This is a genomic window from Qipengyuania mesophila (assembly GCF_019711655.1).
Classification (GTDB): Bacteria; Pseudomonadota; Alphaproteobacteria; order Sphingomonadales; family Sphingomonadaceae; genus Qipengyuania; species Qipengyuania mesophila.
The window spans coordinates 426,127-449,459 of sequence record NZ_JAIGNU010000002.1 but is presented as its reverse complement, the minus strand read 5'-3'; the positions used below and the strand labels follow the sequence as shown (position 1 = coordinate 449,459).

Here is a 23,333-nt window from a genome sequence, read left to right as displayed (position 1 = left end):
GCCCCGCCCGGATCGCTCCGGACGGGGCACTCGATGGTACGTTGGGCGGCGCCGGATATTTCCTAGCGCGCTGCGACCCGAACGTCCGAATTCACGACTCCGAGAGCTCCGGGAAGCGGGCGGCTGGCGGCATGGGCGATACAGCCGCCACCCTTGCCCTTGACCGACCGACACATCGACTGTGCCGACGATTTTGCAAAGCCCGTTGCTGCGACGCGGTAGTAGATCTTGCCGTTGACGCGGGCCTTGGTGATCACGCGTTCCGCATCGCCCAGTTCGGGATAGCGCTTCTGGAACGTCTTCCAGGCTTCGTGCGCGTCCGACATGGAGAAGAACGAACCCAGCTGGACGTTGTACTCGCCACTGGCAAAGCTGGCCGGGGCCGGCGTCGAAGCGGGCGTGGCGGTTCCCGCGACACGCGGCGCGACCGAGCGGGCCTTGGGCGGCGTCGGCTGGACGACTTCGCTCGAAACGAAGCGAACCCGGTCGAATGCCGGCGCAAGCCCGGCATCGGCCATCGCAGCATCGCCGCTGTCGTCGTAATCCGGCCCAGAGGAAGCATAGTCCGGCGCAGAGGCGACAGCCGGCAGTTCTTGGGCAAAGGCGTAGTCGCGCGCCGGAGCGGCGTCATAGGTTTCATACCCGCCAGCATCTTGCGCCGCGAGCATGTCGACGCTCGGGTGGTTGGCCAGCGCGAGCATCTGCGGCTGGCCCGGATCGACCTGCGGCGTGACGCCGAGGAGGTTTGCGACTCGCGTGGTGAAGGCTTCGGGGCGAACCAATGCTGCCCACTGGGCCATGCGGTCGCCGACTTCGCCGGCGGGCACGTCTTCCGCCGCCATCACGCGAGCTGCGCGCCAATTGCCCTGCAGCGCATAGGCATAGGCGAGATTCTGGCGCACCTTCGCCGTGTTCTGCCCGGCACGCAGCGCATTGCTGAGGACGTGTACGCCCTGGTCTGGCCGACCGGCGAGCGAGATCGCCAGGCCGAAATCGGCCGGGTCGAGCGAGCTCTCGAAGCGCTGGAGCGTCTCGCGCGCGCCGACGTGGTCTCCGATGGCAATCAGTGCCAGCGCATGGCTAATGACGGTGCGCGGAGCGGTATCGCCCAGTTCCATAGCTTCGGAGAAGGTCGTCGCGGCCGAGGCGAAGCGGCCGTCTTCGAGATAGGCATTGGCCAGCAGTGTGCGGCTATAGGCATCGCGCGGGCTCGCCAGCACAGCCGCTTCGGCGTGCTCGACGGCCTTCGATGCCTTGCCCTTCATCAGGGCCGCTTCGGCATGTTCGGCCGAATAGGCATGACTTGGCGCGGCCTTGCCGGTGCACGCCGTGAGCGCGGTGCCAGCCAGCGCAGTGGTAACCGCGAGCTGGACGAACCGCTTGGTCCTGGCTTTCGTCTCGGTGCTCATTCTAACCCCCTTCGAAGGCGTAAGTGCCTCGTAAGACTTCATTTTGTGCCCTGCTGCACCTGTGCAGCGAGACTTGCTATTTCGGGCATTTCGGCGAGCAGCGCGTCGAGCGCGTCGGTCACCAGCTGCTGAGCACTGCGTCCGCGAACGGTACAGGCGAGACGCAGCATGAGATGGCGTTCCTGATCGAGTCGCAGCGTGAAGGCTGCGCGCTTGCCCTGCGTGCTGGCGGGCTTGCGCGAAACGGGTGCAGGCTCGGCGGGCTTTTCTAGCTGTGCCTGAATCCGGGTGAGCGATTCGCGCACCTGGTTGGGCGCTTCCGCTTCGCCGGTCGGATGCGGGACCATGGCGAAGAGGTTGTCTGCGGCAGCGGCAGGCTTGCGCCGGGTCGTTTCCTCGTCACCCATGTCATTCCAGCCCAGATCCTCGAGATTGGCCGCGGCTTCGCGACCATCGACCGGTCCGATGATTCCCGATTGGGGACGCATCGCCGGCTTGGCACCGCCCTTGCGCGCGAGCAGGGTGGAGGAGAGCGAGGCGAAATTGGCGTCAGACATCCGGCTGCCTCCGCCCTTCCGGGATTACTGGGCCACGCGGCGACCGAAGCCGCCGACAGGACGATGAATGCCGGCAATCGCGGATTGCGAATGCGGCGCGGCGAAGACCGTCCGGCGGAAATTCTTTTCCAGGCGGTCGGCGATGTACTTCCACAGTGCGGTGACTTCGGCGGCGCTGCGGCTTTCGGGATCGACTTCCATCACCGTGCGGCCGTCGATCATCGAGGCTGCGAAATCGGTGCGGTGGTGAAGCGTGATCGGAGCAACCGTGCCGTGCTGCGACAGGGCGACGGCGGCTTCGGAGGTGATCTTGGCCTTGGGCGTCGCCGCATTGACCACGAACACCAGCGGCTTGCCGGCGCGCTCGCACAGGTCGACCGTGGCGCCCACGGCGCGCAGATCGTGCGGGCTGGGACGGGTCGGGACGACGATCAATTCGGCAACCGAGATCACCGACTGAATGGCCATGGTGATTGCCGGCGGCGTGTCGATGACGGCCAGCTTGAATCCCTGCTGGCGCAGGATCGCCAGATCGGTTGCAAGACGGGCGACGGTGGTCTGCGCGAAAGCAGGATATTCATCCGCTCGTTCGTTCCACCAGTCGGCTAGCGATCCCTGCGGATCGATATCGATCAGGACGACGGGACCGGCGCCGGCGCGTTGCGCCTGAACCGCCAGATGTCCCGAGAGCGTGGTCTTACCCGATCCGCCCTTCTGCGATGCCAATGCCAGTACACGCAAGACTTGGTCCCCCTGGTTTGCGCCAGTATCCAGTTCAGAAAGCTGCGATCATCGACCGCGGTCTTGCCATGGCAATCGCAGACTACCCCTAATTTAGGGTTAAGCCGGTTCGGTTTTGGTACTTGGAGAGAGGGCGAAATCGGCAGCAACACTTTGCTAACGGGCGATTTACTATAGGATGGCGCGGAACCGGCCCGTTCGCCGGTATGCTGGATGGGAAGATTGGCGATGCGAGCTTGGGCGAAAGCGGGATTGATGGCGGGTTCGATTGCCGCGCTGACCTTGGTCTCTGTTCCGGCACATGCCGATGTGAAGGCGGGCGTCGATGCCTGGACCAATGGCGATTTCGCCACTGCAGTGCGCGAATGGGCCGGGCCGGCATCCGAAGGTGATCCCGACGCGCAGTTCAACATGGCTCAGGCCTATCGCCTCGGCCGCGGGGTCGATACCGATCTCGCGCAGGCGGAGGCGCTCTACGCCAAGGCTTCGGCGCAGGGTCACGTGAAGGCGGCCGACAATTACGGCCTGCTGCTGTTCCAGCGCGGCGCGCGCGAGCAGGCAATGCCCTATATTTCCGCCGCTGCGTCGCGGGGCGATCCGCGGGCGCAATATTTGCTCGGCATCGCCCATTTCAACGGCGACCTCGTCGCCAAGGACTGGCGACGCGCCTATGCGCTGCTGACGCTGGCCAACTCCGCCGGCCTGCCGCAGGCGCGCGGCGCGCTGGCCCAGATGGACGAATACATCTCGCTCGAGGATCGGCAGGCGGCGCAGCCGCTTGCGGCCTCGCTCAAGGCCGAAGCCGATGCGGCTCGCTCCCGCCAGCTTGCGGCAGCCGACCTCGGGCTCGGCAACGATGCGCCGACCGGTCCGGTGGTCACCGCGCCCGCTTCGCAATCCGTCGCAGCCCGCCCGTCCGGGACCCCGAGGGTCGCCGGCACTTCGGCCGCATCGCAGGCGGCAGGGGCGGACTATACCTTGCCGGCACAGCGCCCCACGGTGATTGCCCGGCAGGCCGAGGCAACCCCGGCGCCAGCGCCTGCGCGTGAAGTTGCGACTGCATCGCCCCCGCCCGCCGCTACGTCGCGGAGCCCCGCTGCGACAACCCGCACTGCATCAGCGGGAGGCCCGTGGAAGGTCCAGCTTGGTGCCTTCGGCGTGCCTGGCAATGCCGAACGGCTGTGGAGCCGGCTCGCGGGTCGGCCGGAAGTGGCCGGGCACAGCCGCCTGCTGCTCAAATCGGGCAAGCTGACACGACTGCTGGCCGACGGCTACGCGACCGAAGGCGCAGCCATCGCCGCCTGCACCTCGCTCAAGCGCAGCGGTCAGGATTGCCTCGTCACGCGCTGAGACCAATTGGCTTGGCACTAGCGCGAGCTGCGCTAATGCGGCCTCATGCAGGACCACGATGACGGATCAGCCCGCGCAATAGCTGAGGGCCAGAGCGCCACCCCGGTCGCAATTGCGGGTGATGGCCGCATCGCAAGCCTCGATCTCATCCGCGGGCTTGCCGTCATGGGCATTCTGTTCGCCAATATCATCGCCTTCGGCCAGCCGATGACGGCCTATATGTACCCGGCTGCCTTTACGGTCCCGCATAGCGTGGCCGAGGACTGGATGTGGGTCGCGCAACTCGTGCTGGTCGACGGGAAGATGCGTGGCCTCTTCACGCTGCTGTTCGGGGCGGGGATGTACCTCTTTCTCGAAAAGGCCTGGGCGCGCGGGCAGGGGATCTGGCTGCAGGTTCAGCGCCTGCTTTGGCTGGGGCTCTTCGGCCTGGTGCATTTCTTCTTCGTATGGCGCGGCGACATCCTGTTCCTCTACGCCTGCGCAGGAACCGCGGCACTGTTGTTTGTGGGTCTGCCACGGCTCCACCAATTGGTGCTGGGGGTGCTCGGCTATATCGGCGGAGCGCTACTCTATGCGGGTTTCGTGGGGTTCCTGCCCTTGGTCGCCGATGGCGATCTCGGACAGCGCCCCGCCTACTCGCAGATGGCCACGGATCTCGAAGCCGACAAGCAGGCCAATCTCGCAGACGGCCGCTTCGAGACCGAGCTGATAGCGGGCGGCGACTATCACGAATGGGTCGCACACAATCTCGCCGCACATGGCGGCGATTTGGTCTTCAATCTGCTGATGTCCTGGTTCGAGACGCTGCCACTGATGCTGATCGGCATGGCCGCCTATCGCTACGGCTTGTTCGACGGTCGCCTCGATCCGCGCCGACAGCGGTTCTGGGGATGGACGCTGTTTCTGGCTGGGACGGCGCTCACCGCACCCGTGGCACTGTGGGCCAAGGCGAGTGGGCTGACCTATTACGGCACGCTCGCCGCAGTGGTGGGCTGGTCGATGCTGCCGAGGGGGCTGGCGATCCTCGGTCTCGTCACCCTGCTCTCAGCGTGGGGGCAGCACGCGCGCGGCTCGCTGGTTGCGCGGATTGCGGCGGCGGGTCGGGCAGCCTTTACCAACTATCTCGGCACTTCGGTGCTGATGCTGCTGCTGTTCCATGGCTGGGCGGGCGGCTTGTTCGGCAGGCTCGGGCGGACCGAGCTCTATCTCGTGGCGCTGGCCACCTGCGCACTCATGTTGCTGTGGTCGAAGCCTTGGCTCGACCGCTTTCGCTTCGGCCCGCTCGAATGGCTGTGGCGCTGTCTGACCTATCGCCGGCCCTTTCCCCTGCGCCGATGAAGACTGAGCTTGCTAATGAGAACGGTTCTCACTAGATATGCTCTTGCGAATCAGTCGCAGGAGTTGTCGAGTGTACGTCTGTATCTGCAATGCGATCCGGGAAAGCGAGTTGCGCCACGCCGCGCGTCACGTCTCGGGCGATGCGGAAGCGTGCTACGCTGCACTCGGCAAGCCGGCCTGCTGCGGCACCTGCCTCGACGAGGCCGATGCGATCCTCCAGGAAGAGCGCGAGTTCGGCATGGTGCCCGCCGCGGCCTGACGAGTCGCTAACGACAATCGCTCGCAACTGGCGGATTTCTGCCATTTTTTGCTCTCCGACCCTTGCCAAGCGGCGGCCCGAAAGCGCATAGGCTGCGCCAGCCCCGCAGCAAGGAGACCAGGCCATGCAAGGCGATTCCAAGGTCATCGAGTTCCTCAACAAGGCGCTCACCAACGAACTGACCGCGATCAACCAGTACTGGCTCCACTATCGCGTGCTCGCCGATTGGGGTGTGACCAAGCTCGCAGATTACGAGCGGCACGAATCGATCGACGAGATGAAGCACGCCGACATGCTTGCGGAGCGCATCCTGTTCCTCAACGGCCTGCCCAACTTTCAGGCGATCCACAGGCTGAAGGTCGGCGAAACGGTCGAGGAAATCCTCAAGGCCGATCTGGCGGTCGAAATGGAAGCGATTCCGCTGCTCAAGGATGCCATTGCGCATTGCGAAAGCGTGCGCGATTACACCAGCCGCGAGATCTTCGAGCGCATCCTCGAAAGCGAGGAAGAGCATGTCGACTTCCTCGAAACCCAGTTCGACATGATCGCACGCATGGGTCTGGAAAACTATGTCCAGCTCAACAGCAGGCCGGCGGGCGAGGGCGAGGACGGCTGATCTATAGCCGCGTCATTCTCAACCACGAGCTGTCTCCCTGCCACACCTCGTCGAGCTTCGCCTTCGCAGCTCTGGCCTCGAGACGGCGACCGGCCCCGGCTTCCGACTTCGAGAGACCATATAGCGCCCAGCCATTGTTGGGCGCCTGGAACAGGGCCTTGCGGAAAGCGGCGCTCGCCTCGCCGTGGCGTCCCAATGCATAAAGTGCCGCGCCGCGCGACTGCGCGACCGGATAGTACCAATAGGGCGGTTCGTTGTAGGGAATGGTCGCCTCGATCGCTTCGGCCTTCTCGAAATGCACCAGTGCGGCGGCAGGGTCTCCCGTGGCCAGCGCGTGGCGACCCCGCGCCACATGGCTCGCGAGAGTGACGAGATCGGGCGCCGGAAATCCCTGTTCGCCCATGGCTGCAAGTTCGGATGACGATGCCGCCGCCTCAAGCGCCGCAATCTCGGTGCCGAACGCCGCTTCGTTGCCTGCCAGCGCCTGCGCCACGGCACGGGCATAGTGTCGCATTGCCTCGACATAGGCGAGCTCGGTGGACTTCCCTGTCAAAGCGAGAATCGCCTCGGGCGAACCGTACTGTGCCAGAGCGAAGGCGGGAGCCGCATGGATGGCCTGCACCCAGGGGAGCTGCTTCGCGACTTCCTCATCGATGATCGATCTCAACCGTTCGGTCTCGCTCGCCACGGCATTGAGGTTGCCTACCATCTGCGCCGAGGTGAGCAGGAAGTGGACGTTGTGCGGATAGTACCCGTATCGATACAGCCCGTCGTCGCCAGCAATCGCGAGATATCGCTCATCCGCCCGCGCGGCAGCGATGTTCGCCTCCATCGAATCCGCGTAGCGCCCGATACGATAGTAGATGTGCGCCGGCATGTGGACGAGATGGCCGAGCGAGGCGGGCCCGCTCCGCGCCAGTTCGTCTGCCGCCGATTCGGCACGCTTCGGATCGGGGCCGTTTTCCATCAGGTGGATATAGAGGTGCGACGCCTGTGGATGCAGCGGGTTGCGTGCGATGACGGTCTCGATCAGCGAAACCGCTTCGGCGATGCGCGGCTGGGCCTGCTTGTCCTGCGTCCAGTAGTCCCAGGGCCGCGTGTTCATCGCCGCTTCGGATGCGAGGATCTGCAGGTCGTCATTGACCGGGTTGGCCTTCGCGAGGGACATCATGGCGTCGGCATATTGCGCGTCGAGTTCGACACGCTCTTTCCCGGCAGCGGAGTAGCGCAACTTCTGCGCGGCAATCAGCTCGCGTTCGAGGGACGTGAGTTCGGCTCCGAGATCATCGGCCTGCTCGAGTGCTTCGAGCGCGGCGCGATTGGCTGCGTCATCCATTCCGGCATTGATGTTGGGGCCGTTGGCGAGTGCAATCCCCCACCAGCACATCGCGCAATTCGGGTCGAGGCGCGCGGCCTGCGCGAAACTGCGTATCGCTGCCTTGTGGTTGAAACCAAAGACGAGCGCGACACCCTGATCGAAATACTTCCGAGCTTCCGGCGACAGCCCCGTCGCCGGAAGCTGGTTGGTTCCGATATGCTCGAACAGGCGGATCGAGCCACCGGTCGCGCCGAGCTTGGTTGCATAATCCTGCGCCATCGCCAACCGCCGGTCGAGCGCGGCCGCAGAATCGAAGAAGCCCCTACAGGCAAGCCGTCCCGGACGCGTGGGATCGAGCGCATCGAGCGTCGCCTGCGAAAGTCCGGCCTTGGCTTCACCGGACATGGGTCCGACTAGCGCAGATCCGCCCGCAACCAGCGCGGCATAGATGAGTGTTCGAGCCATCTGACATCTCCCCCCTTGCGAGAAGGGAGATAACACGGGCCATGGAGTCGCCCCAAAGGGCGCTCAGCCGACGCGCCAGAAGGTCGCGTGTTCGCCGCCGAGCTTGGCGAGGCGCGCGAGGCGGTGATCGCCTTCCCAGATTTCCGCCCCGCCGCTGCCGAGATTGATGTCGGCAATCGTCAGGGCCGTGGCGATATCCAGCGCCTCCAAGGCGACGATTTCTTCTTCGCGACTTGTCGAACCGTGAATTGCGATGCGCAATCTGCTCATGCTGGCCTCCTTGGCCTCGGAGACGAATATCGCACAGCAAGATGAACCAGCGGCGAAGCATCGGCACGGTTCGACGCGGAATAGCCTTCCGTTGGTCGCGTAACGTTCAGATTTGGTCCGCTGAAGCCCTGCGCTCGCGCATACGCTCGCGGTTGCGGCGGGCGGCTGTGCGCGTTTCCATCAGGAAGGAACTCAGCCCGGCCACCAGCAGCCCCATGCAGATCACCCAGGTGATCGCTACAAGCGTGCCGAGCGCGGCCTCGACGAAGGCGCTGAAAAACAGCAACACGATGACCACGCTGATGGCCAGAGCCGATGCGGTGCTGAACATGACGGCACGCTGGGCATAGATCCGGCGCTGCTCGAGTGCGGGCAGTTCGGCCCGCATGGCCTCGATGTCGCCTTCCTCGCCGGCCTCGAGAATACGCTCGATCTTGTTGGCGACCCAGATCAGCCGGTTGGTCATGACGTTCATGACCGCCCCGATCCCGGCCAGCAGGAAGGCCGGTGCCAGGCTGAGCTGCACGACCTGCTGCACGCGCATGCTCGAACTGGTTCGCTCGATCAGGTCGATCGCGCCCGTGCCCGCAAGGATGTCGAGCATCACCCGGCTCAGTCCTTCTGGTAGGGGTTCTTGGGCGCCTTGAGCACGACGCGCACGGGCACCGCCTCGAAGCCCAGCTTGTCGCGAATGCCATTGACGAGATAGCGCTCGTAGCTCTTGGGCAGCATGTCGAGCCGCGTCCCGAAGACGACGAACCGCGGCGGCCGGACGCTGGCCTGGGTGATATAGCGCAGCTTGATGCGCTTGCCCTTGGGCGCGGGTGGCGGATTGGCTTCGAGCGCATCGTCGAACCAGCGGTTGAGCGCGGCGGTGGGGACGCGGCGGCTCCATGCGGCGCGAAGCTCGAAGGCTGCGCAGAGCATCTGGTCGAGCCCCTTGCCGGTCTTCGCGCTGACCGCGAACAGCGGCAGGCCGCGGACCTGCGCGAGTCCTTCGTTGAGCGCCTCGCGAATCCCGTTGAACAGCGCGCTCGCGCCTTCGGCTACGTCCCATTTGTTGATCGCGATCATCAGCGCGCGACCTTCCTCGAGCACCATGTTGGCGATCTTGAGGTCCTGCGATTCGAGCCCGCGGGTGGCGTCGAGCAGCAGCACGACAACCTCGGCGAAATCAACCGCACGCCGGGCATCGGCTACCGAAAGGCGTTCGAGCTTGTCGGTAACCTGCGCCTTCTTGCGCATGCCGGCGGTGTCGATCAGGCGGATGTCGCGCATCTCGCCATCACGCGGATCGCGCCATTCCCAATCGACGGCGATCGAATCGCGAGTGATCCCGGCCTCAGGCCCGGTCAGCAGGCGGTCTTCGCCCAGCAGGCGATTGATGAGCGTGGACTTGCCGGCATTGGGGCGGCCCACGATGGCCAGCTTGAGCGGGCCTGCGAGCAGGGCTTCCTCGTCTTCCTCGTCGATCTCCGCCTCGATGTCGGCGGCTTCGGCCTTGGCCCCGATGATCGGCCAGAGATGGTCGAACAGATCGGCAATCCCTTCGCCGTGTTCGGCGCTGATCGCAGCGGGTTCGCCGAAGCCGAGCTCGAAGCTTTCGAAGATGCCAGCGTCGCCCTGGCTGCCTTCTGCCTTGTTAGCGACCAGCACCACGGGCACTTCCTGCTCGCGCAGCCAGCGGGCGATTTCCTCGTCGAGCGGGGTCAGGCCGACGCGCGAATCGAACACGAACATCGCCGCATCGGCGCCTTCGAGGCTAACCTCGGTCTGCTTACGCATCCGTCCGGGAAGACTCTCGGCATCCTCGTCCTCCCACCCGGCGGTGTCGACCACCTGGAAGTCGAGCCCCGCTATCGTCGCATCGCCGAAGCGGCGGTCGCGCGTAACGCCGGGCTGGTCGTCGACCAGCGCGAGACGCTTGCCGACGAGCCGGTTGAACAGCGTCGACTTGCCGACATTTGGCCGGCCGATGATGATCACCGTGGGCTTGGAAGAGGAGGGTAACATGATGGCGCGGCAAGTGGCGCTTTGCGCGCTGCATTGCAAGCATCGCACTTTATCTGGTTAATTCACGTTAACCTTAATGCGAAGGGTAGCGGCAAGATCGGGCGGCATAATCCTGCCGGAATGAGGAAGAATCTTGCCGTTTTCGCTCTACTCGCCTGCGCCTCTCCGGTGATGGCGGACGATTTCGACACCTTCGGCGCCAACGGCGCCGAGCTGGACGCCTATCTCCAGTGCGTGCCCTACGCGCGAGAGGTGTCGGGGATTCAGCTCTATGGCGATGCCTATACCTGGTGGGAGCAGGCGCAGGGGCGCTATGCGACGGGCCGGACGCCCCTGGTGGGCGCGGTCATGGCCTTCCGCCAGACCCAGAACATGCCGCTCGGCCACGTCGCCACCGTGAGCCGCATTCTCGATTCGCGGCGCGTCCTGCTCGACCATGCCAACTGGTCGCCGATCGACGGGCGCCGGGGACAGATCGAGAAGGGCGCGCTGGCGATCGACGTCTCGCAGGCCAACGACTGGAGCGCGGTGCGCGTCTGGTACGCTCCGCTGGGCAAGGTCGGCACGACCGTATGGCCGGTTTCCGGCTTCATCTATGCCGACCGTCGGGCGCAGCCGCGCCCCCAGGTCGCGATGGCTCCGGCGCGCAAGGAAACCTCGCGGCGGTTTCTCAGCGCCTTCGCCGAATTCGCAAGATAATCAGTCGGCCTTGGCAACCGGCGGGTTGTCGCCGAGATCCTCGAACCAGGCTTCGACCGGGCCGTTGAGCTTGAGCGTCAGCGGCTTGCCGTGACGGTCGACGGTCTTGCCCGCCTGGACGCGCACCCATCCTTCGGAAATCGAATATTCCTCGATATCTGTGCGCTGCTTGCCCTTGAACCGGATGCCCACGCCGCGCTTCAGCACCTCGACGTCGAAATGCTTGCTTTCAGGATTGACCGACAGGTGGTCGGGCGGAGTCTGGCTCTTGGTTTCTTCGCTCATGGGGCGCGCCGATAATGCGGCACGCCCTCGCGGGCAAGATCAATCCGCCGGTGGCGGCGTTTCGGCCGGTCCGCGGTCGGGCTCGTCGAAATCGGGCTGCGGCGGTTCGAAGCCGGGAGGGTCTTCCATCGGTGCTTCATCGGGCGGCGGGGCCGAAGGTATTTCGTCCGGCGAACCGGGTTCGATCGTGTCGGGTTGGGGCTCTGGTGGGGTTGCCATGGGTTGGTTCCTTTCCGATCTGGAACGCTTGGGAAGCCTATGCGGGTTCCCGCACTTCGCCACGCTTGCGCAATCTCTCGCTCTCTACTAGAGGCACGCGCCTACACGCGAAGGGCCTGGGCAAGTCTTGGGCGCTCCTCGCGCAGCTTCGTTCGGGTTAGCGGGCGTGGCGGAACTGGTAGACGCGCTGGTTTTAGGTACCAGTATCGAAAGATGTGGGGGTTCGAGTCCCTTCGCCCGCACCAGTGCCGCCGCCGCGCGAAGCCTCATCGCACATATCGCATTTGGAAAGTCACGAGTTTCAACCCATGCAGATCAAAGAGACCGCCAACGAGGGCCTCAAGCGCGCCTATTCCGTCACCATTCCGGCCAAGGAAATCGACGAGCGCGTCAACAGCGAAGTGAAGAAGATCGCCCCGCAGGTGAAGATGCCCGGCTTCCGCCCGGGCAAGGTGCCGGCGAATCTCGTGCGCAAGATGCACGGCGAACAGCTTCACGCCCAGACGGTCAACGACATGATCCGCGAATCGGTCGACAAGGTGATGGCCGACAACAAGCTGCGTCCGGCGATGCAGCCCAAGGTCGAGCTCGGTGACGGCTATGAGGAAGGCAAGGACGCCTCGCTCAGCGTCGAAGTCGAAGTGCTGCCCGAAATCGAGGCGCCCGAAGTCGAAGGCCTCGAGCTCGAACGCCTGACGGTTCCGGTGACCGACGAGCAGGTGATGGAAGCGGTCGAACGGATCGCTTCCAACAACAAGAGCTACAAGGACGCTGCCAAGACCAAGAAGGCGGGTGATGGCGACCAGCTGATCATCGACTTCGTCGGCAGCATCGACGGGGTCGAGTTCGAGGGCGGCAAGGCGGAGAACACCCCGCTGGTGATCGGTTCGGGCCAGTTCATCCCCGGCTTCGAGGAACAGCTCGCGGGCGTGAAGACCGGCGATGAGAAGACCATCACCGTGACCTTCCCCGAGGATTATCCGGCCGAAAACCTCAAGGGCAAGGAAGCGCAGTTCGCGATCAAGGTCCAGCAAGTGAAGGTGCCGACCGAGACCAAGGTCGACGACGAATTCGCCAAGGACCTCGGCCTCGAAAACCTCGACAAGCTCAAGGAACTCCTGCGCGGCCAGCTCGAGCAGGAAACCGCCGGCCTCACCCGGACCCAGATGAAGCGCCAGCTGCTCGACACGCTGGCCGCCGGCCACGACTTCGCCGTGCCCGAAGGCATGGTCGATGCGGAATTCCAGCAGATCTGGGCCCAGCTGCAGCAGGAAGCCGCGCAGTCGGACGATGCCGAAGCCATGCTCAAGGAAATGGAAGACGAGAAGGACGACTACCGCAAGATCGCCGAACGTCGCGTCCGTCTGGGCCTGCTGCTCTCGGAAATCGGCCAGAAGAACGGCGTCGAGGTCAATGCCAACGAGATGAACATGCTCATCCAGCAGGCGGCCCAGCAGTATCGCGCAGAAGACCGCGAGCGTTTCGTCCAGTACGTCCGTTCGGAGCCGATGGCCGCCGCCCAGCTGCGCGCCCCGCTCTATGAAGACAAGGTCGTCGATTTCCTCTTCGACAAGGCCGATATCACCGACCGCGAAGTGACGCGCGAAGAGCTCGAAGCCGCGATCGAAGCCGACGATACGACCGAGGAAAAGCCGAAGAAGAAGGCTCCCGCGAAGAAGGCTGCCGCCAAGAAAGCTCCGGCCAAGAAGGCAGCAGCCAAGGACGCCGACGAAAAGCCGGCCGCCAAAAAGGCCCCGGCCAAGAAGGCTCCCGCGAAGAAGGCGGCTACCGCCAAGGCCGACGACAAGCCTGCTGCGAAGAAACCCGCTGCCAAGAAGGCTCCGGCCAAGAAAGCCGCGTCGAAGAAGTAATCGGCAACGCTGACCATGCGAAGGGCGGCGAATCTCGGTTCGCCGCCCTTCGTCGTGTCAGCCTTGCGCCCTTGAGTGGGGTCCCCGGCGGGGCCAGTCGGGCGAGAGCGATTCCATGTTCGGGTCCTGACCCCGATGGATGTGGGCCCTGGGGTGCTCGACATGCCGGATGAATGGACCGGCGACGATGCCATGCACGACGATCGAGCCGAGTATCGTGAAGCTCACCGTTGCCCACAGCACGTCGATCTGTCCAGAGGCTCCGTGGTTCTGGCCGTAGGCGAGATAGTAGATCGAACCCATCCCACGCACGCCCAGAAATGCGACCGCGAGCTTTCCGATCGCGGGCAAGCCACTGTTCATTTCCGCTATCATCCCCGAGGCGGGGCGAACGATGAGGATCAGCGCGAGCCCGACCAGCACCGCGGGCCAGGTCAGCGCTCCCAGCACGCCGCTGGCCAGCATCGCGCCGAAGCCGAACAGCACCGCGACCAGGACAATCTGCTCGATCTGGTCGATGAAATGGTGACTTATCTTATGGTAGCGGCTCCGATTTTCGCGCTGTCGGGCGGTGACCGCGCCCACGAACACGGCGAGAAATCCGTATCCCTGGAACAGTTCTGCCAATCCGTAGGCTAGTAGCAGGGTGCCGAGGACGATCAGGCCTTCGCTGGTCGAATAGACTGGGTTGGCCGAGCTTTCGCTGGCTTCGTCGATGTCCGACATCGGCGCGTCGGCCTCTCGCTCGAACACGTACCAGGCACCGATGCGCCCCACCACCCAGCCGAGGGCGCAACCAGCAACGATCCGCCATGCCAGATCCATAGCTGCCCATTCCCAGGCCCAGCTACCCAAGGCCGTCATTCCGACAGCCGCTATCGCGAGGTGTGTGAAGGGGAAGGCCAGCCCGTCGTTGAGGCCGGCTTCCGCGGTCAAGCTGAAGCGGACATCATGGCGCTGATCCTCTCCCGGCGGTCCGACTTGGACGCTGCGCGCGAGTACGGGATCGGTGGGCGCCAGCACGGCGCCGAGTAGGAGGGCGCTTGCTGGCGCCAGCCCCAGCGCCCACCAACCGAGCAAGGCCATGGCCAGGATGGTCAGCGGCATCGCGATTATCAGGAGAGGCCAGATCTGCCGCCAGTTGGTCCAGCTGACCGGCCGGTCGATGGCAATGCCTGCCGCCATCAGAGACGCAATGACGATGAATTCGGTCGCATATTCGAGCGTCATCGCATCAAAACCGTCGACCGTCGGATTGAAATGCGGGAGCCCCAGCGGAAGCGACCAAATGGCGAATCCTGCTGCGACATAGACGATCGGCAGCGAAAGCCAGATGCGTGCCAGCCAGCGTTCTATCGTGACGGCGAGGGTCAGTCCCGCGCCGAACACCACGAACATCAGAATACGCGGATCGATTTCCAAGGACCTCTCCCTTGCCCAACATAACGCGCCGGGTTCGGGAGAGGTCCTCTGAGGCTAGAAATCTCCGCTGACAGTCAGGCGGAAGATGGGCCCGATCCGGCGGTCCTGATATTCGTGGAACAGGATGTCGCCATCGGGGCGAGAGCCGTCATAGACCGTGCGCCGCCAGTAATTGCGTGCACCCAGCAGGTTGCCCGCACGCGCCTGTACCGTGAGGCCGAGTACATCCTTGTGTTCGATGAATAGCGAGCCAAACACTGGACCCTCCCATTCACGTCCCTCTTCGTAGCGGCGCGAATAGGGTGCCTGGTCGAAGTGGCTGAGACTTGCACCCCAGGCCCAGTCGCTCGACGGGATGTCGTGACGGAAGTCGATGTCGAAGCTGCCTTCCTGATCATAGGAAAACGGTCGGTCGAGCCCGGTGAAGGGGTCGTTGACGCTCATGAAGCGCTTGACCACCTCCGCGTCGATCCGCGCGCCCTTGAAGCCAATCGGGTCGAGATTGATCGTTGCATTGGCCTGCAGGTGAAGTCGCTTGGCGTCGCCGATATTACCTCGCGCCTCGCCTCCGTTGGCGAGCGGGAACCAGTCGATGAAATCCTGGAACCACGCCTGGCGCGCCTGGAGCTTGATCGAGCCCCAAGGGCCGAGTTTCTTGTTCGCTTCGAGCTCGACGTTCCAGCTCTGGTAGGGGACCAGTTCGTTGTTGCCGCCATTTTCGTTGTCGTCGTTGAGCGAAACCGAGGCGAGGAAGTCGCCGAACGATAGTTGGCTGACGCGCTTGGCCAGCGTCAGCGAGATGTCGAAATCGTCGGACGGCTTCCAGGTCGCGGCGAAGGATCCCTTGGGCCGCTTGAAGCTGCGCGAATTGGCGGCCGAACCGGTCTGCTCGATCTTGGAGAACTCGATCGCCCCGATCACCTGGATCGAGAGCGTTTTCGAGAGTGCGCGGGAGAAGCTGAGGCTGGTTTCGTAGCGGTCCTCGGTCACGCCGCCATTGCCCTGCGGGAAGGCAAGCTGCTGGAATTCGCCGTTGGGCGCGAGTTCGAACAGTTTCGATCGACGATCCAGCCTGTTGAAGGCCGCTTCGCCCGACAGCTGCCAATCGGCATTCCACAGCTTCCAGCCATATTCGAAACGGCCGATGCGTTCGCCCGCGCCATTGGTCTGTTCGAAGCGGTAGCCGGTCGAGGTGCTGCCGTCGGAGAAGCTGTCCACCAGCATGGCGGAGAAATTGTCGCGCTCGTAGCGTTCGAGGCCGATCAGCTTCATCGTTCCGGGGCCGAGGGGGAACTGCAGATCGCCGCCGATCTCGTATTCCGGGCCGTCCTCGTGCGTGCGCAAATCGCGGGTGCGGACTGGACCGGCAGCGGGTGTCGCGATTTCCGGTTCGTTGCGCCAGAAGAAGTCCTCGCCATAGCTGAGGTTGAGATTGGCGAGCACGTTCCCGCCGAAATCGTAGGCGAAGGTGGTCGACAGCTTGGGATTGTCGAACTTGCCCGAGAACTTCGAATACTGTTCCTCGATCAGGGTCCCGTCGCCATCGGTGATGACGACGGGGCCGTCGGCGCCGAAGCGATCATTGTCGTTCGACAGCGAGACCGTGTAGTCGAGCTTGCCGCTGCTTCCGGTCACCGAGATTTCGCCGCCATAAAGCTGCGCTTCGGTATTGTGCGGGCGGAAGCCGGTGACCCAGCGGAACTGCCCCGATGCGCCGCTGGTCTCGTAGACCACATTGGCGACTTGGCCGGTGAGGCCGGGAATGTTTGTCGCATTGCCGTCGAGGATCTCGATCCTGACGACGTCGGATGCGGGAATGCGGCGAAGCTGGTCGCGAACGCTTTCGGACTTGCTCGAAAAGCGCTCGCCGTTGACGATCACGTTCTGCGTTGCCTGGCCGAGCCCGCGTTGGCCCTGGTTGTTGCCGCCGCTGATCGAAAAGCCGGGAATGCGGTCGACCATGTCGAGTGCGTTGCGCGGGGCAAACTGGGCGAAGAAGGGGGGCTCGAATACCTGCGCACCCGCGGTCGCGGCGGGCACGGCAGGTGCGGCTTCCCCCGTGTCCTGGGCAAGGGCAGGTGCGCTCGCGGCGGCAGCCAACGCAAGGGTGGATGCGGCCAATGTGAGCGAACGTAAGGTCATGAAACTGGGCTCCCCCGATGGTCTTTCTGGGGGTCGTTTACGCTTGTAGCCGAAAGCGCCAATTACGCCTCGACCGGGAGCGCTCGCCGTCCGACCAACGGTTTTCGTGTTGGGACCGGCGGCATGGGGCAACCGATGGAGGGCAAATCCGCGCCGATCCTGTCGACGAGCGACATATCCGCTGCTTTCGAGGGTTAAGGCCCTTGAACATCGCGGGTGTCATGGCGACATAGGCGCCCGATTGACCCGACAAGAGGATTCTTCATGATCGACCTGTTCGGCAGCGATGCCCACGGTGCCCAAGGCCAGTTCACCCGCGACCCCGCAACTGGTGCGCTTGTGCCCGTGGTCGTGGAGCAGACCAGCCGCGGCGAACGCAGCTTTGACATCTTCAGCCGCCTGCTGCGCGAACGCATCGTCTTCGTGACCGGGCAGGTCGAAGACGGCATGGCGTCGCTGATTACCGCACAGCTGCTGTTTCTCGAAAGCGAGAATCCCTCCAAGCCGATCAGCATGTACATCAATTCGCCCGGGGGCGTGGTGACGGCCGGCATGGCGATCCATGACACGATGCAATATATTAAGCCGCGCGTGTCGACCGTGTGCATGGGCCAGGCCGCATCGATGGGCTCGTTCCTGCTTGCAGCGGGCGAACCGGGCATGCGTATCGCATTGCCCAATGCGCGGATCATGGTTCACCAGCCCTCGGGCGGTGCCCGCGGCATGGCTAGCGACATCGAGATCCAGGCACGCGAGATCCTGCGTATCAAGAAGCGCATGAACGATCTCTATGTGAAGTATACCGGCCAGAGCCTCGACGAGATCGAGAAGGCGATGGACCGCGACACTTTCCTCGAGGCCGACGAGGCGATGAAGTTCGGCATCGTCGACAAGGTTTTCGAAACCCGCCCCGAATCGGAAGGCGGCGAGGCCGATGGGTCGGGCGGCGCGCCCGACTGATCCGGCTCTCGAGTTCGCGCGCGGGACCTGTACCCTCGCGGGACTGTTACAAATTTGTCGTAGGAATTGGGCAACCTTGCCGCTTCAGCTTGTGGCAAGGGGTATGCGCTACCTATGATATTGACCCATATCCCGTGCGGCCTACAGTCGGAAATCTGCCGGCGGCCACGCGGGGAAGACGTTAGGATATGACCAAGTTGAGCGGTACCGACAGCAAATCGACCCTGTATTGCAGCTTCTGCGGCAAGTCGCAGCACGAAGTGAGGAAACTCATCGCGGGCCCGACGGTGTTCATCTGCGATGAGTGCGTCGAGCTGTGCAACGATATCATCCGCGAGGAAACCAAGGCGGGGTTAAGCGGCAAGAAGGACGGCGATGTTCCGACGCCGGCCGAGATCTGCGCCACGCTGGCCGACTACGTCATCGGCCAAGAGCGCGCCAAGCGCGTGCTTTCGGTCGCGGTGCATAATCACTACAAGCGGCTGAAGCACGGGGCCAAGGCCGGTGATGTCGAGCTGGCGAAGTCGAACATCCTGCTGGTCGGGCCGACCGGCTCGGGCAAGACGCTGCTGGCACAAACGCTCGCGCGGACCTTCGACGTGCCCTTCACCATGGCCGACGCCACCACGCTGACCGAAGCCGGTTATGTGGGCGAGGACGTCGAGAACATCATCCTCAAGCTGCTCCAAGCCTCGGACTATAACGTCGAGAAGGCGCAGCACGGCATCGTCTACATCGACGAGATCGACAAGATTACGCGCAAGGCTGAAAACCCTTCGATCACCCGCGACGTGTCGGGCGAGGGCGTGCAGCAGGCGCTGCTCAAGCTGATGGAAGGCACGACTGCTTCGGTCCCCCCGCAGGGCGGCCGCAAGCACCCGCAGCAGGAATTCCTCCAGGTCGACACCACCAATATCCTGTTCATCTGCGGAGGCGCCTTCGCCGGCCTCGACAAGATTATCGCCGACCGCCTGCAGAAGCGTTCGATCGGCTTCGGCGCGCATGTCGCCGATCCGGACAAGCGCCGCGTTGGTGAGCTGCTCGAAAAGAGCGAGCCGGAAGATCTGCTCAAGTTCGGCCTGATCCCCGAATTCGTCGGCCGTCTGCCGGTCATCGCGACGCTGCACGACCTCGATGTCGATGCGCTGGTCACGATCCTGCAGGAACCGAAGAACGCCATCGCCAAGCAGTATCACAAGCTGTTCGAGCTCGAGGATGTTGAGCTGACCTTCACCGACGAGGCGCTGCGCGCCATCGCTGAGCGAGCGATCAAGCGCAAGACCGGTGCACGCGGCCTGCGCTCGATCGTCGAGGCGATTCTGCTCGATACGATGTTCGACCTGCCCGACATGGACGGGGTCACCGAGATCGTGATCGACAAGGACGTAGTCGAGGGCAAGAAGGAGCCCATCCAGGTCCACGGCGGCAAGAAGGACGAGAAGGAAGAGGCTGCCTAAGCCTCCTCCCACAGCAAGATCGGTCGCGCCGCGTAACCTCGGGCTGCGCGGCGCACTACATTGTCGGGATGGAAAAATCCCCGTCCGACCATAGTGGGGTCGAACGGGGACAGTATGGGGTGCCGCACCGTGATGGGGTCGCCCGGACGGCACCCTTGGGGGTTCGGTTACGCCGGCAGGAAAACGCCATCGGTGACGTGGATCACGCCGTTCGTGGTCTTCACGTCGGCCATGGTGACGGTGCTGGTGCGGCCTGCCCCATCGGTAATGACGATTGTGTCGCCCGACAGGCTGGCGCTCAGGGTTTCTCCGGCAACCGTCTCGAATTCATAGGTACCGCCGGCTTCGTGGATGGCGTTGCCCAGGGCCGCAGCCGGAACGCGACCGGCCACGACGTGATACGTCAGAACATTGGCCAGTTGCCCCTTGTTCTCCGGCTTCAGCAGCGTGTCGACCGTGCCGGCGGGAAGCTTGCCGAAGGCATCGTCGGTGGGCGCGAAAACGGTGAAGGGGCCAGGGGAGACCAGCGTGTCCACCAGCCCGGCAGCCTTCACCGCCGCCACCAAGGTGTTGTGCACGCCGGTGCCCATCGCCGCCTCGACGATGTTGGGTTGGCTCTGTTCGGCCGCTTTATTGTGGTGGTTCGCCAAAGCCGGCGTTCCGGCGGCCAGGGCGAAGGCGCCCATTGCGGCAACCGAGGCCATGGCGGCAATTTTCAACTGGCTGGAAATCGGCATTCGTAACACTCCTTCTTGCACTAGGCCCCGTCCTGCCTGTGCGGTAAGTTACGAAAGCCGCACCCTCGGGGATGCAGGCGCACCGAAAAAATTTCAGATTGTGGTGAAGCGGGCTTCGGCGACGACCGGCCCGGCATCAGCCCCGGCGGGCTTGCCGCCGAGCGGTTCGCGGGTCAGCACCAGTTGGGATCCATCGTGCAGGGCTCGTGCAACAGCGTTGGGCACCGAATGTGCGACAATCTTGCCCGGGGTTACGATGCCGAGCGAAACGAGGTCCCCTTTTGGGGGGACGAACCAGATCTCGTGGTCGTGAACTCCGTCAGCGGTCAGGCCGACTGCACCGACAAGCAGGCTGTCTTCCCCCGGTAGATAGGTGAAATCGAGCCTCAGCGGCGTCCCTTCGATTGGCATGTTGGCTGCCAGGATCGGCTGATCGGCGGTGGGGCCTTGCGCTATGCCCTGCGCCGGTTCCGACGAACCGAGCATCTGAGGCAGGGCGAGGAAGGCGAGGATCAAGGCCGCCGCTGCGCTCAGGCCACCCGCCCATTGCCAACGGCGCAGGCTACGCTGCAATGCAACGATGTTTGCCGTGCCGCCATTGCTTGAGAGCTGGGCTTCGATCCGTTGCCAGACCTCTGCACGTGGAAGGCGCGGGTGAATGGCATCGGCGAGGGGGGCGAGGCGATCCTGCCATTGACCAACGTCCGCGGCAAAGGCGGTGTCGCTGGCTTCACGTGCGCGCGCGGCGAGCAATTCCTCGCCTTCGAGAAGGCCTAGCGCATATTCGGCGGCAAGGATCCGGTCTTCGGTCATTCCCCGGCCTCCATACAAGTCTTGAGCTTGGCAAGCCCGCGGCGGATCCAGCTCTTCATCGTTCCGAGCGGAACTTCCATGCTTTCAGCCAGCTCGGTATAAGTGCGGCCTTCGAAGAAGGCCGTCCTTATGGCTACCCTGGGTGCGTCGTCGAGCGACTGCAGGCATGTATGGACGCGCGCTTCCCGCTCGGCGTCGATCAGGATGGCATCTGCCAACGGGGCCTCGTCGGCGAGTTGGGTCGCTTCATCTTCTGCCACCGTTCCACGCCGCACCTTGCCTGTGCGCAGCCGGTCGATTGCCCGATTGCGCGCAAAGGTCGCCAGCCAGGCAATGGGGCTGGCGCGCCTGGGGTCGTAGCGATCGGCGCGGCGCCACAGAGTGAGATAGACATCCTGCAATGCGTCCTCGGCTTCCTTTTCGTCGCCCAAGATACGGTAGCAGATGCCGAATAGTTTCGCCGAGGTTGCGCGATAGACCTCCTCGAGCGCGGCACGCTCGCCCTGCGCCAAGCGTCGCATGGCGGCAATCAGGCGATTGCGGGCATCGACGCTTGCCGGGTTCATCAGCAGGCGGCCACGCAGGGCGCGCGGCTCGTTTCGACCTGGAACGTCGCGTGGCCGATGCGGTGGTGCTGTTCGAGTTCCTGCGCTGCCTCGGCAAGGAAGGCGTCGCCGGGATGTCCGCCAGGCATCACCAAATGGACCGTCAGTGCGGTCTCGGTCGTGCTCATCGGCCAGATGTGGAGGTCGTGCAGCGCCTCGACCCCGGGCAGGGCGGCAAGGAAGCTGCGCACTTCGGTCTCGGAAATGCCCTTGGGCACCGCGAGCATGCTCATCGCGATGCTGTCCTTGAGCAAGCCCCAGGTACCCCACGCGATCACCAGCACTATCGCGAGGCTCACCGCCGGGTCGATCCAACGCTCACCGGTCCAGATGATCGCCAAGCCGGCAATCACGACGCCGAGGCTCACCAGCGCGTCGGCCGCCATGTGCAGGAAGGCGCCGCGAATGTTGATGTCGTGCTGTCCGCGCATGAACAGCGCCGCGGTGCCGGCATTGATGACGATGCCGATCCCCGCGACGATTGCCATCGTCTCTCCCTGCACCAAGGCGGGCTCGGCTATCCGGTGCAGCGTCTCGAACAGGATTGCGCCGATCGCGATCAGCAGCAGCCCGGCGTTGAGCAGCGCGGCAAGGATGGTCGAGCTCGTGAATCCGTAGGTAAAGCGCTCCGACGGCGGGCGCTTGGCGGCGGCGCTCGCACCCCAGGCGAGCAGTAGCGCGAGGACGTCGGAGAGGTTGTGCCCGGCATCTGCAATCAGGGCCATCGATCCGGACAGCCATCCGTAGATCGCCTCGATCGCCACGAAACCGGTATTGAGGACGATACCGAGCAGAAAGGCATTGCCGAAATCCGCCGGCGGATGGCCATGACCATGCCCGTGATCATGCGTGTGGCTGTGACCTGCTCCCATAACCCGCTCGATCACTCCATCTGCCACACCAGTTTTGTCTCGCTTATCGCAACGTTCCGTGGTGCGGCAAGAAAAACAATTAAAAACAAGACGATACGGAATATCATTGCGTAGACATGATATAGCATATCGTTATCTGCAAAGCTTGCAACCCGTTGTTATTCGGGACCTTCCGAAGCCTATTGGTAAATGCAGGCGTCGAGTCCGTCGCGGCGCACTACGCCGACACGCGCGGCGATCGTGCCGCCGTGGCGCGCCAGCCAGCCGCGCGGGTTCTTGACCGAGCGTTCCTTGGGCAGCGGCAGAGCCGCCGCCATCCGTGCCGCTTCGAGCGGCGTCAGCGAAGCGGCTGACTTGCCGAAATAGCGTCGCGCACCCGCTTCAACCCCATAGGTGCCGATCCCGGTTTCGGCGACATTGAGATAGACTTCCATGATCCGCCGCTTGCCCCAGATTTGCTCGATCAGGACGGTGAACCAGGCTTCGAACCCTTTGCGGACGTATCCGCCGCCCTGCCACAGGAAGACGTTCTTCGCAGTCTGCTGGCTGATGGTCGAACCGCCCTTGATCCTGCCGCCACGAGCATTGTTCTCGATCGCCTTCTCGATCGCCTCGCGGTCGAAGCCGTCATGCGTGCAGAACTTGCCGTCCTCCGCCGCTATGACGGCGCGCACCATGTTGCGATCGATATTGGAAAGCGAGGTCCAGTCCTTGGTGATGCCGTTACCGTCCATGACCATGGTTGCGGTGACCGGGACAGGCACGAATTTGAACAGGAGGACGAGCACGAGGCTGAGGCCGAGGAAGCCGACCAGTGTCTTGAACAGGAAGCGGACGACCAAGCGCATGCAGGCGCCTCTAGCCGCGCCGAGTCGCCTAGGCAATCTGCCAACTTGCGGTGCGGTGCCGCGCGTG

At 64.0% G+C, this 23,333-nt stretch carries 24 protein-coding genes and 1 tRNA gene; 9 read left to right on the top strand and 16 right to left on the bottom strand.

Annotated features, from left to right (window positions below; all coding sequences use genetic code 11):
- Window positions 1-62 precede the first annotated feature (62 nt).
- Genes K3181_RS11880 through K3181_RS11870 form a run of 3 tightly spaced genes read right to left on the bottom strand, consistent with a single transcriptional unit; the run spans window position 63 to window position 2,707 of the window.
- Complete coding sequence (locus K3181_RS11880; protein ID WP_221603312.1) at window positions 63-1,409, bottom strand: SPOR domain-containing protein; 1,347 nt, start codon at window positions 1,407-1,409, stop codon at window positions 63-65.
- A 38-nt stretch (window positions 1,410-1,447) separates the two neighbouring features.
- A complete protein-coding gene (locus K3181_RS11875) occupies window positions 1,448-1,966 on the bottom strand; it encodes a hypothetical protein (RefSeq protein WP_221603311.1) in 519 nt (172 codons plus the stop codon).
- A gap of 24 nt (window positions 1,967-1,990) precedes the next feature.
- The gene (locus K3181_RS11870) at window positions 1,991-2,707 is read right to left on the bottom strand and encodes a ParA family protein (protein ID WP_221603310.1); all 717 of its coding nucleotides are present in this window, start codon (window positions 2,705-2,707) and stop codon (window positions 1,991-1,993) included.
- 255 nt (window positions 2,708-2,962) lie between these two features.
- Between K3181_RS11870 and K3181_RS11865 the strand changes: the two genes are divergently transcribed.
- The 4 genes from K3181_RS11865 to bfr all read left to right on the top strand — a co-directional run bounded on the left by K3181_RS11865 (window position 2,963) and on the right by bfr (window position 6,270).
- Window positions 2,963-4,057, top strand: a complete 1,095-nt coding sequence (locus K3181_RS11865) for an SPOR domain-containing protein (RefSeq protein WP_221603309.1) — start codon at window positions 2,963-2,965, stop codon at window positions 4,055-4,057.
- 45 nt (window positions 4,058-4,102) lie between these two features.
- Window positions 4,103-5,395 (top strand): DUF418 domain-containing protein, encoded by a 1,293-nt coding sequence (locus tag K3181_RS11860; protein WP_247715088.1) that lies wholly within the window; start codon window positions 4,103-4,105, stop codon window positions 5,393-5,395.
- A gap of 70 nt (window positions 5,396-5,465) precedes the next feature.
- Entirely contained in the window at window positions 5,466-5,654 is a 189-nt protein-coding gene (locus K3181_RS11855; protein ID WP_221603308.1) for a (2Fe-2S)-binding protein, read from the top strand.
- Between the two features lie 124 nt (window positions 5,655-5,778).
- On the top strand, window positions 5,779-6,270 hold the full coding sequence (gene bfr, locus K3181_RS11850) for a bacterioferritin (protein ID WP_221603307.1): 492 nt from the start codon (window positions 5,779-5,781) through the stop codon (window positions 6,268-6,270).
- Between the two features lies 1 nt (window position 6,271).
- On the opposite strand, the gene K3181_RS11845 is transcribed toward bfr, so the two are convergent.
- From K3181_RS11845 to der, 4 genes are all read right to left on the bottom strand, one after another.
- Window positions 6,272-8,053 (bottom strand): tetratricopeptide repeat protein, encoded by a 1,782-nt coding sequence (locus K3181_RS11845; RefSeq protein WP_221603306.1) that lies wholly within the window; start codon window positions 8,051-8,053, stop codon window positions 6,272-6,274.
- Window positions 8,054-8,116: 63 nt separating this feature from the next.
- Window positions 8,117-8,323, bottom strand: coding sequence for a hypothetical protein (locus tag K3181_RS11840; RefSeq protein ID WP_221603305.1), 207 nt, complete (start codon window positions 8,321-8,323; stop codon window positions 8,117-8,119).
- Window positions 8,324-8,429: 106 nt separating this feature from the next.
- The gene (locus tag K3181_RS11835; protein ID WP_221603304.1) at window positions 8,430-8,927 is read right to left on the bottom strand and encodes a DUF2721 domain-containing protein; all 498 of its coding nucleotides are present in this window, start codon (window positions 8,925-8,927) and stop codon (window positions 8,430-8,432) included.
- An 8-nt stretch (window positions 8,928-8,935) separates the two neighbouring features.
- Window positions 8,936-10,336 carry a ribosome biogenesis GTPase Der gene (gene der, locus K3181_RS11830; protein ID WP_221603303.1) on the bottom strand — a complete coding sequence of 467 codons (1,401 nt, stop codon included), beginning with the start codon at window positions 10,334-10,336 and terminating at the stop codon, window positions 8,936-8,938.
- A gap of 171 nt (window positions 10,337-10,507) precedes the next feature.
- Here der and K3181_RS11825 point away from each other — a divergent pair, with 171 nt between their 5' ends.
- Entirely contained in the window at window positions 10,508-11,035 is a 528-nt protein-coding gene (locus K3181_RS11825) for a CHAP domain-containing protein (RefSeq protein ID WP_247715087.1), read from the top strand.
- Here the strand turns inward: K3181_RS11825 and K3181_RS11820 are convergent, their stop codons facing one another.
- Both K3181_RS11820 and K3181_RS11815 read right to left on the bottom strand, forming a co-directional pair.
- Window positions 11,036-11,320 (bottom strand): DUF3297 family protein, encoded by a 285-nt coding sequence (locus K3181_RS11820; protein ID WP_221603301.1) that lies wholly within the window; start codon window positions 11,318-11,320, stop codon window positions 11,036-11,038.
- 39 nt (window positions 11,321-11,359) lie between these two features.
- The gene (locus tag K3181_RS11815) at window positions 11,360-11,539 is read right to left on the bottom strand and encodes a hypothetical protein (RefSeq protein ID WP_221603300.1); all 180 of its coding nucleotides are present in this window, start codon (window positions 11,537-11,539) and stop codon (window positions 11,360-11,362) included.
- Window positions 11,540-11,699: 160 nt separating this feature from the next.
- Between K3181_RS11815 and K3181_RS11810 the strand changes: the two genes are divergently transcribed.
- Together K3181_RS11810 and tig are read left to right on the top strand one after the other, a co-directional pair.
- Window positions 11,700-11,784, top strand: a tRNA-Leu gene (locus K3181_RS11810).
- A 63-nt stretch (window positions 11,785-11,847) separates the two neighbouring features.
- Window positions 11,848-13,410: a trigger factor gene (gene tig, locus K3181_RS11805; RefSeq protein WP_221603299.1), complete on the top strand. Its 1,563-nt coding sequence runs from the start codon at window positions 11,848-11,850 to the stop codon at window positions 13,408-13,410.
- A 57-nt stretch (window positions 13,411-13,467) separates the two neighbouring features.
- Here tig and K3181_RS11800 read toward each other — a convergent pair whose 3' ends face one another.
- Both K3181_RS11800 and K3181_RS11795 read right to left on the bottom strand, forming a co-directional pair.
- Entirely contained in the window at window positions 13,468-14,832 is a 1,365-nt protein-coding gene (locus K3181_RS11800) for a cation:proton antiporter (RefSeq protein ID WP_247715086.1), read from the bottom strand.
- Window positions 14,833-14,886: 54 nt separating this feature from the next.
- A complete protein-coding gene (locus tag K3181_RS11795; protein ID WP_221603298.1) occupies window positions 14,887-16,974 on the bottom strand; it encodes a TonB-dependent receptor plug domain-containing protein in 2,088 nt (695 codons plus the stop codon).
- A 264-nt stretch (window positions 16,975-17,238) separates the two neighbouring features.
- On the opposite strand from K3181_RS11795, the gene K3181_RS11790 reads away from it, so the two are divergent.
- Window positions 17,239-17,934, top strand: coding sequence for an ATP-dependent Clp protease proteolytic subunit (locus K3181_RS11790; RefSeq protein ID WP_221603297.1), 696 nt, complete (start codon window positions 17,239-17,241; stop codon window positions 17,932-17,934).
- Between the two features lie 188 nt (window positions 17,935-18,122).
- A complete protein-coding gene (gene clpX / locus K3181_RS11785) occupies window positions 18,123-19,391 on the top strand; it encodes an ATP-dependent Clp protease ATP-binding subunit ClpX (RefSeq protein WP_221603296.1) in 1,269 nt (422 codons plus the stop codon).
- Between the two features lie 167 nt (window positions 19,392-19,558).
- On the opposite strand, the gene K3181_RS11780 is transcribed toward clpX, so the two are convergent.
- The 5 genes from K3181_RS11780 to mtgA all read right to left on the bottom strand — a co-directional run bounded on the left by K3181_RS11780 (window position 19,559) and on the right by mtgA (window position 23,266).
- Window positions 19,559-20,128, bottom strand: coding sequence for a fasciclin domain-containing protein (locus K3181_RS11780; protein ID WP_221603295.1), 570 nt, complete (start codon window positions 20,126-20,128; stop codon window positions 19,559-19,561).
- Between the two features lie 93 nt (window positions 20,129-20,221).
- The gene (locus K3181_RS11775) at window positions 20,222-20,941 is read right to left on the bottom strand and encodes an anti-sigma factor (RefSeq protein WP_221603294.1); all 720 of its coding nucleotides are present in this window, start codon (window positions 20,939-20,941) and stop codon (window positions 20,222-20,224) included.
- Window positions 20,938-21,507: a sigma-70 family RNA polymerase sigma factor gene (locus K3181_RS11770; RefSeq protein WP_221603293.1), complete on the bottom strand. Its 570-nt coding sequence runs from the start codon at window positions 21,505-21,507 to the stop codon at window positions 20,938-20,940. The genes K3181_RS11775 and K3181_RS11770 overlap by 4 nt, the downstream gene beginning before the upstream one ends.
- A complete protein-coding gene (locus K3181_RS11765) occupies window positions 21,507-22,418 on the bottom strand; it encodes a cation diffusion facilitator family transporter (RefSeq protein ID WP_221603508.1) in 912 nt (303 codons plus the stop codon). The genes K3181_RS11770 and K3181_RS11765 overlap by 1 nt, the downstream gene beginning before the upstream one ends.
- Window positions 22,419-22,597: 179 nt before the next feature.
- On the bottom strand, window positions 22,598-23,266 hold the full coding sequence (gene mtgA / locus K3181_RS11760) for a monofunctional biosynthetic peptidoglycan transglycosylase (RefSeq protein WP_221603292.1): 669 nt from the start codon (window positions 23,264-23,266) through the stop codon (window positions 22,598-22,600).
- Between the last annotated feature and the right edge of the window lie 67 nt (window positions 23,267-23,333).

What these genes read in the sequence shown, in the direction of transcription:
- K3181_RS11840 (WP_221603305.1), bottom strand. Translation starts at nt 8,323, where the DNA reads ATGAGCAGATTGCGCATCGCAATTCACGGTTCGACAAGTCGCGAAGAA.
- K3181_RS11770 (WP_221603293.1), bottom strand. Translation starts at nt 21,507, where the DNA reads ATGAACCCGGCAAGCGTCGATGCCCGCAATCGCCTGATTGCCGCCATG.
- clpX (WP_221603296.1), top strand. Translation starts at nt 18,123, where the DNA reads ATGACCAAGTTGAGCGGTACCGACAGCAAATCGACCCTGTATTGCAGC.
- K3181_RS11865 (WP_221603309.1), top strand. Translation starts at nt 2,963, where the DNA reads ATGGCGGGTTCGATTGCCGCGCTGACCTTGGTCTCTGTTCCGGCACAT.
- tig (WP_221603299.1), top strand. Translation starts at nt 11,848, where the DNA reads ATGCAGATCAAAGAGACCGCCAACGAGGGCCTCAAGCGCGCCTATTCC.
- K3181_RS11860 (WP_247715088.1), top strand. Translation starts at nt 4,103, where the DNA reads ATGCAGGACCACGATGACGGATCAGCCCGCGCAATAGCTGAGGGCCAG.
- K3181_RS11765 (WP_221603508.1), bottom strand. Translation starts at nt 22,418, where the DNA reads ATGGGAGCAGGTCACAGCCACACGCATGATCACGGGCATGGTCATGGC.
- K3181_RS11820 (WP_221603301.1), bottom strand. Translation starts at nt 11,320, where the DNA reads ATGAGCGAAGAAACCAAGAGCCAGACTCCGCCCGACCACCTGTCGGTC.
- der (WP_221603303.1), bottom strand. Translation starts at nt 10,336, where the DNA reads ATGTTACCCTCCTCTTCCAAGCCCACGGTGATCATCATCGGCCGGCCA.
- K3181_RS11880 (WP_221603312.1), bottom strand. Translation starts at nt 1,409, where the DNA reads ATGAGCACCGAGACGAAAGCCAGGACCAAGCGGTTCGTCCAGCTCGCG.
- K3181_RS11845 (WP_221603306.1), bottom strand. Translation starts at nt 8,053, where the DNA reads ATGGCTCGAACACTCATCTATGCCGCGCTGGTTGCGGGCGGATCTGCG.
- K3181_RS11790 (WP_221603297.1), top strand. Translation starts at nt 17,239, where the DNA reads ATGATCGACCTGTTCGGCAGCGATGCCCACGGTGCCCAAGGCCAGTTC.
- K3181_RS11835 (WP_221603304.1), bottom strand. Translation starts at nt 8,927, where the DNA reads ATGCTCGACATCCTTGCGGGCACGGGCGCGATCGACCTGATCGAGCGA.
- K3181_RS11815 (WP_221603300.1), bottom strand. Translation starts at nt 11,539, where the DNA reads ATGGCAACCCCACCAGAGCCCCAACCCGACACGATCGAACCCGGTTCG.
- K3181_RS11780 (WP_221603295.1), bottom strand. Translation starts at nt 20,128, where the DNA reads ATGCCGATTTCCAGCCAGTTGAAAATTGCCGCCATGGCCTCGGTTGCC.
- K3181_RS11775 (WP_221603294.1), bottom strand. Translation starts at nt 20,941, where the DNA reads ATGACCGAAGACCGGATCCTTGCCGCCGAATATGCGCTAGGCCTTCTC.
- mtgA (WP_221603292.1), bottom strand. Translation starts at nt 23,266, where the DNA reads ATGCGCTTGGTCGTCCGCTTCCTGTTCAAGACACTGGTCGGCTTCCTC.
- K3181_RS11875 (WP_221603311.1), bottom strand. Translation starts at nt 1,966, where the DNA reads ATGTCTGACGCCAATTTCGCCTCGCTCTCCTCCACCCTGCTCGCGCGC.
- bfr (WP_221603307.1), top strand. Translation starts at nt 5,779, where the DNA reads ATGCAAGGCGATTCCAAGGTCATCGAGTTCCTCAACAAGGCGCTCACC.
- K3181_RS11825 (WP_247715087.1), top strand. Translation starts at nt 10,508, where the DNA reads ATGGCGGACGATTTCGACACCTTCGGCGCCAACGGCGCCGAGCTGGAC.
- K3181_RS11795 (WP_221603298.1), bottom strand. Translation starts at nt 16,974, where the DNA reads ATGACCTTACGTTCGCTCACATTGGCCGCATCCACCCTTGCGTTGGCT.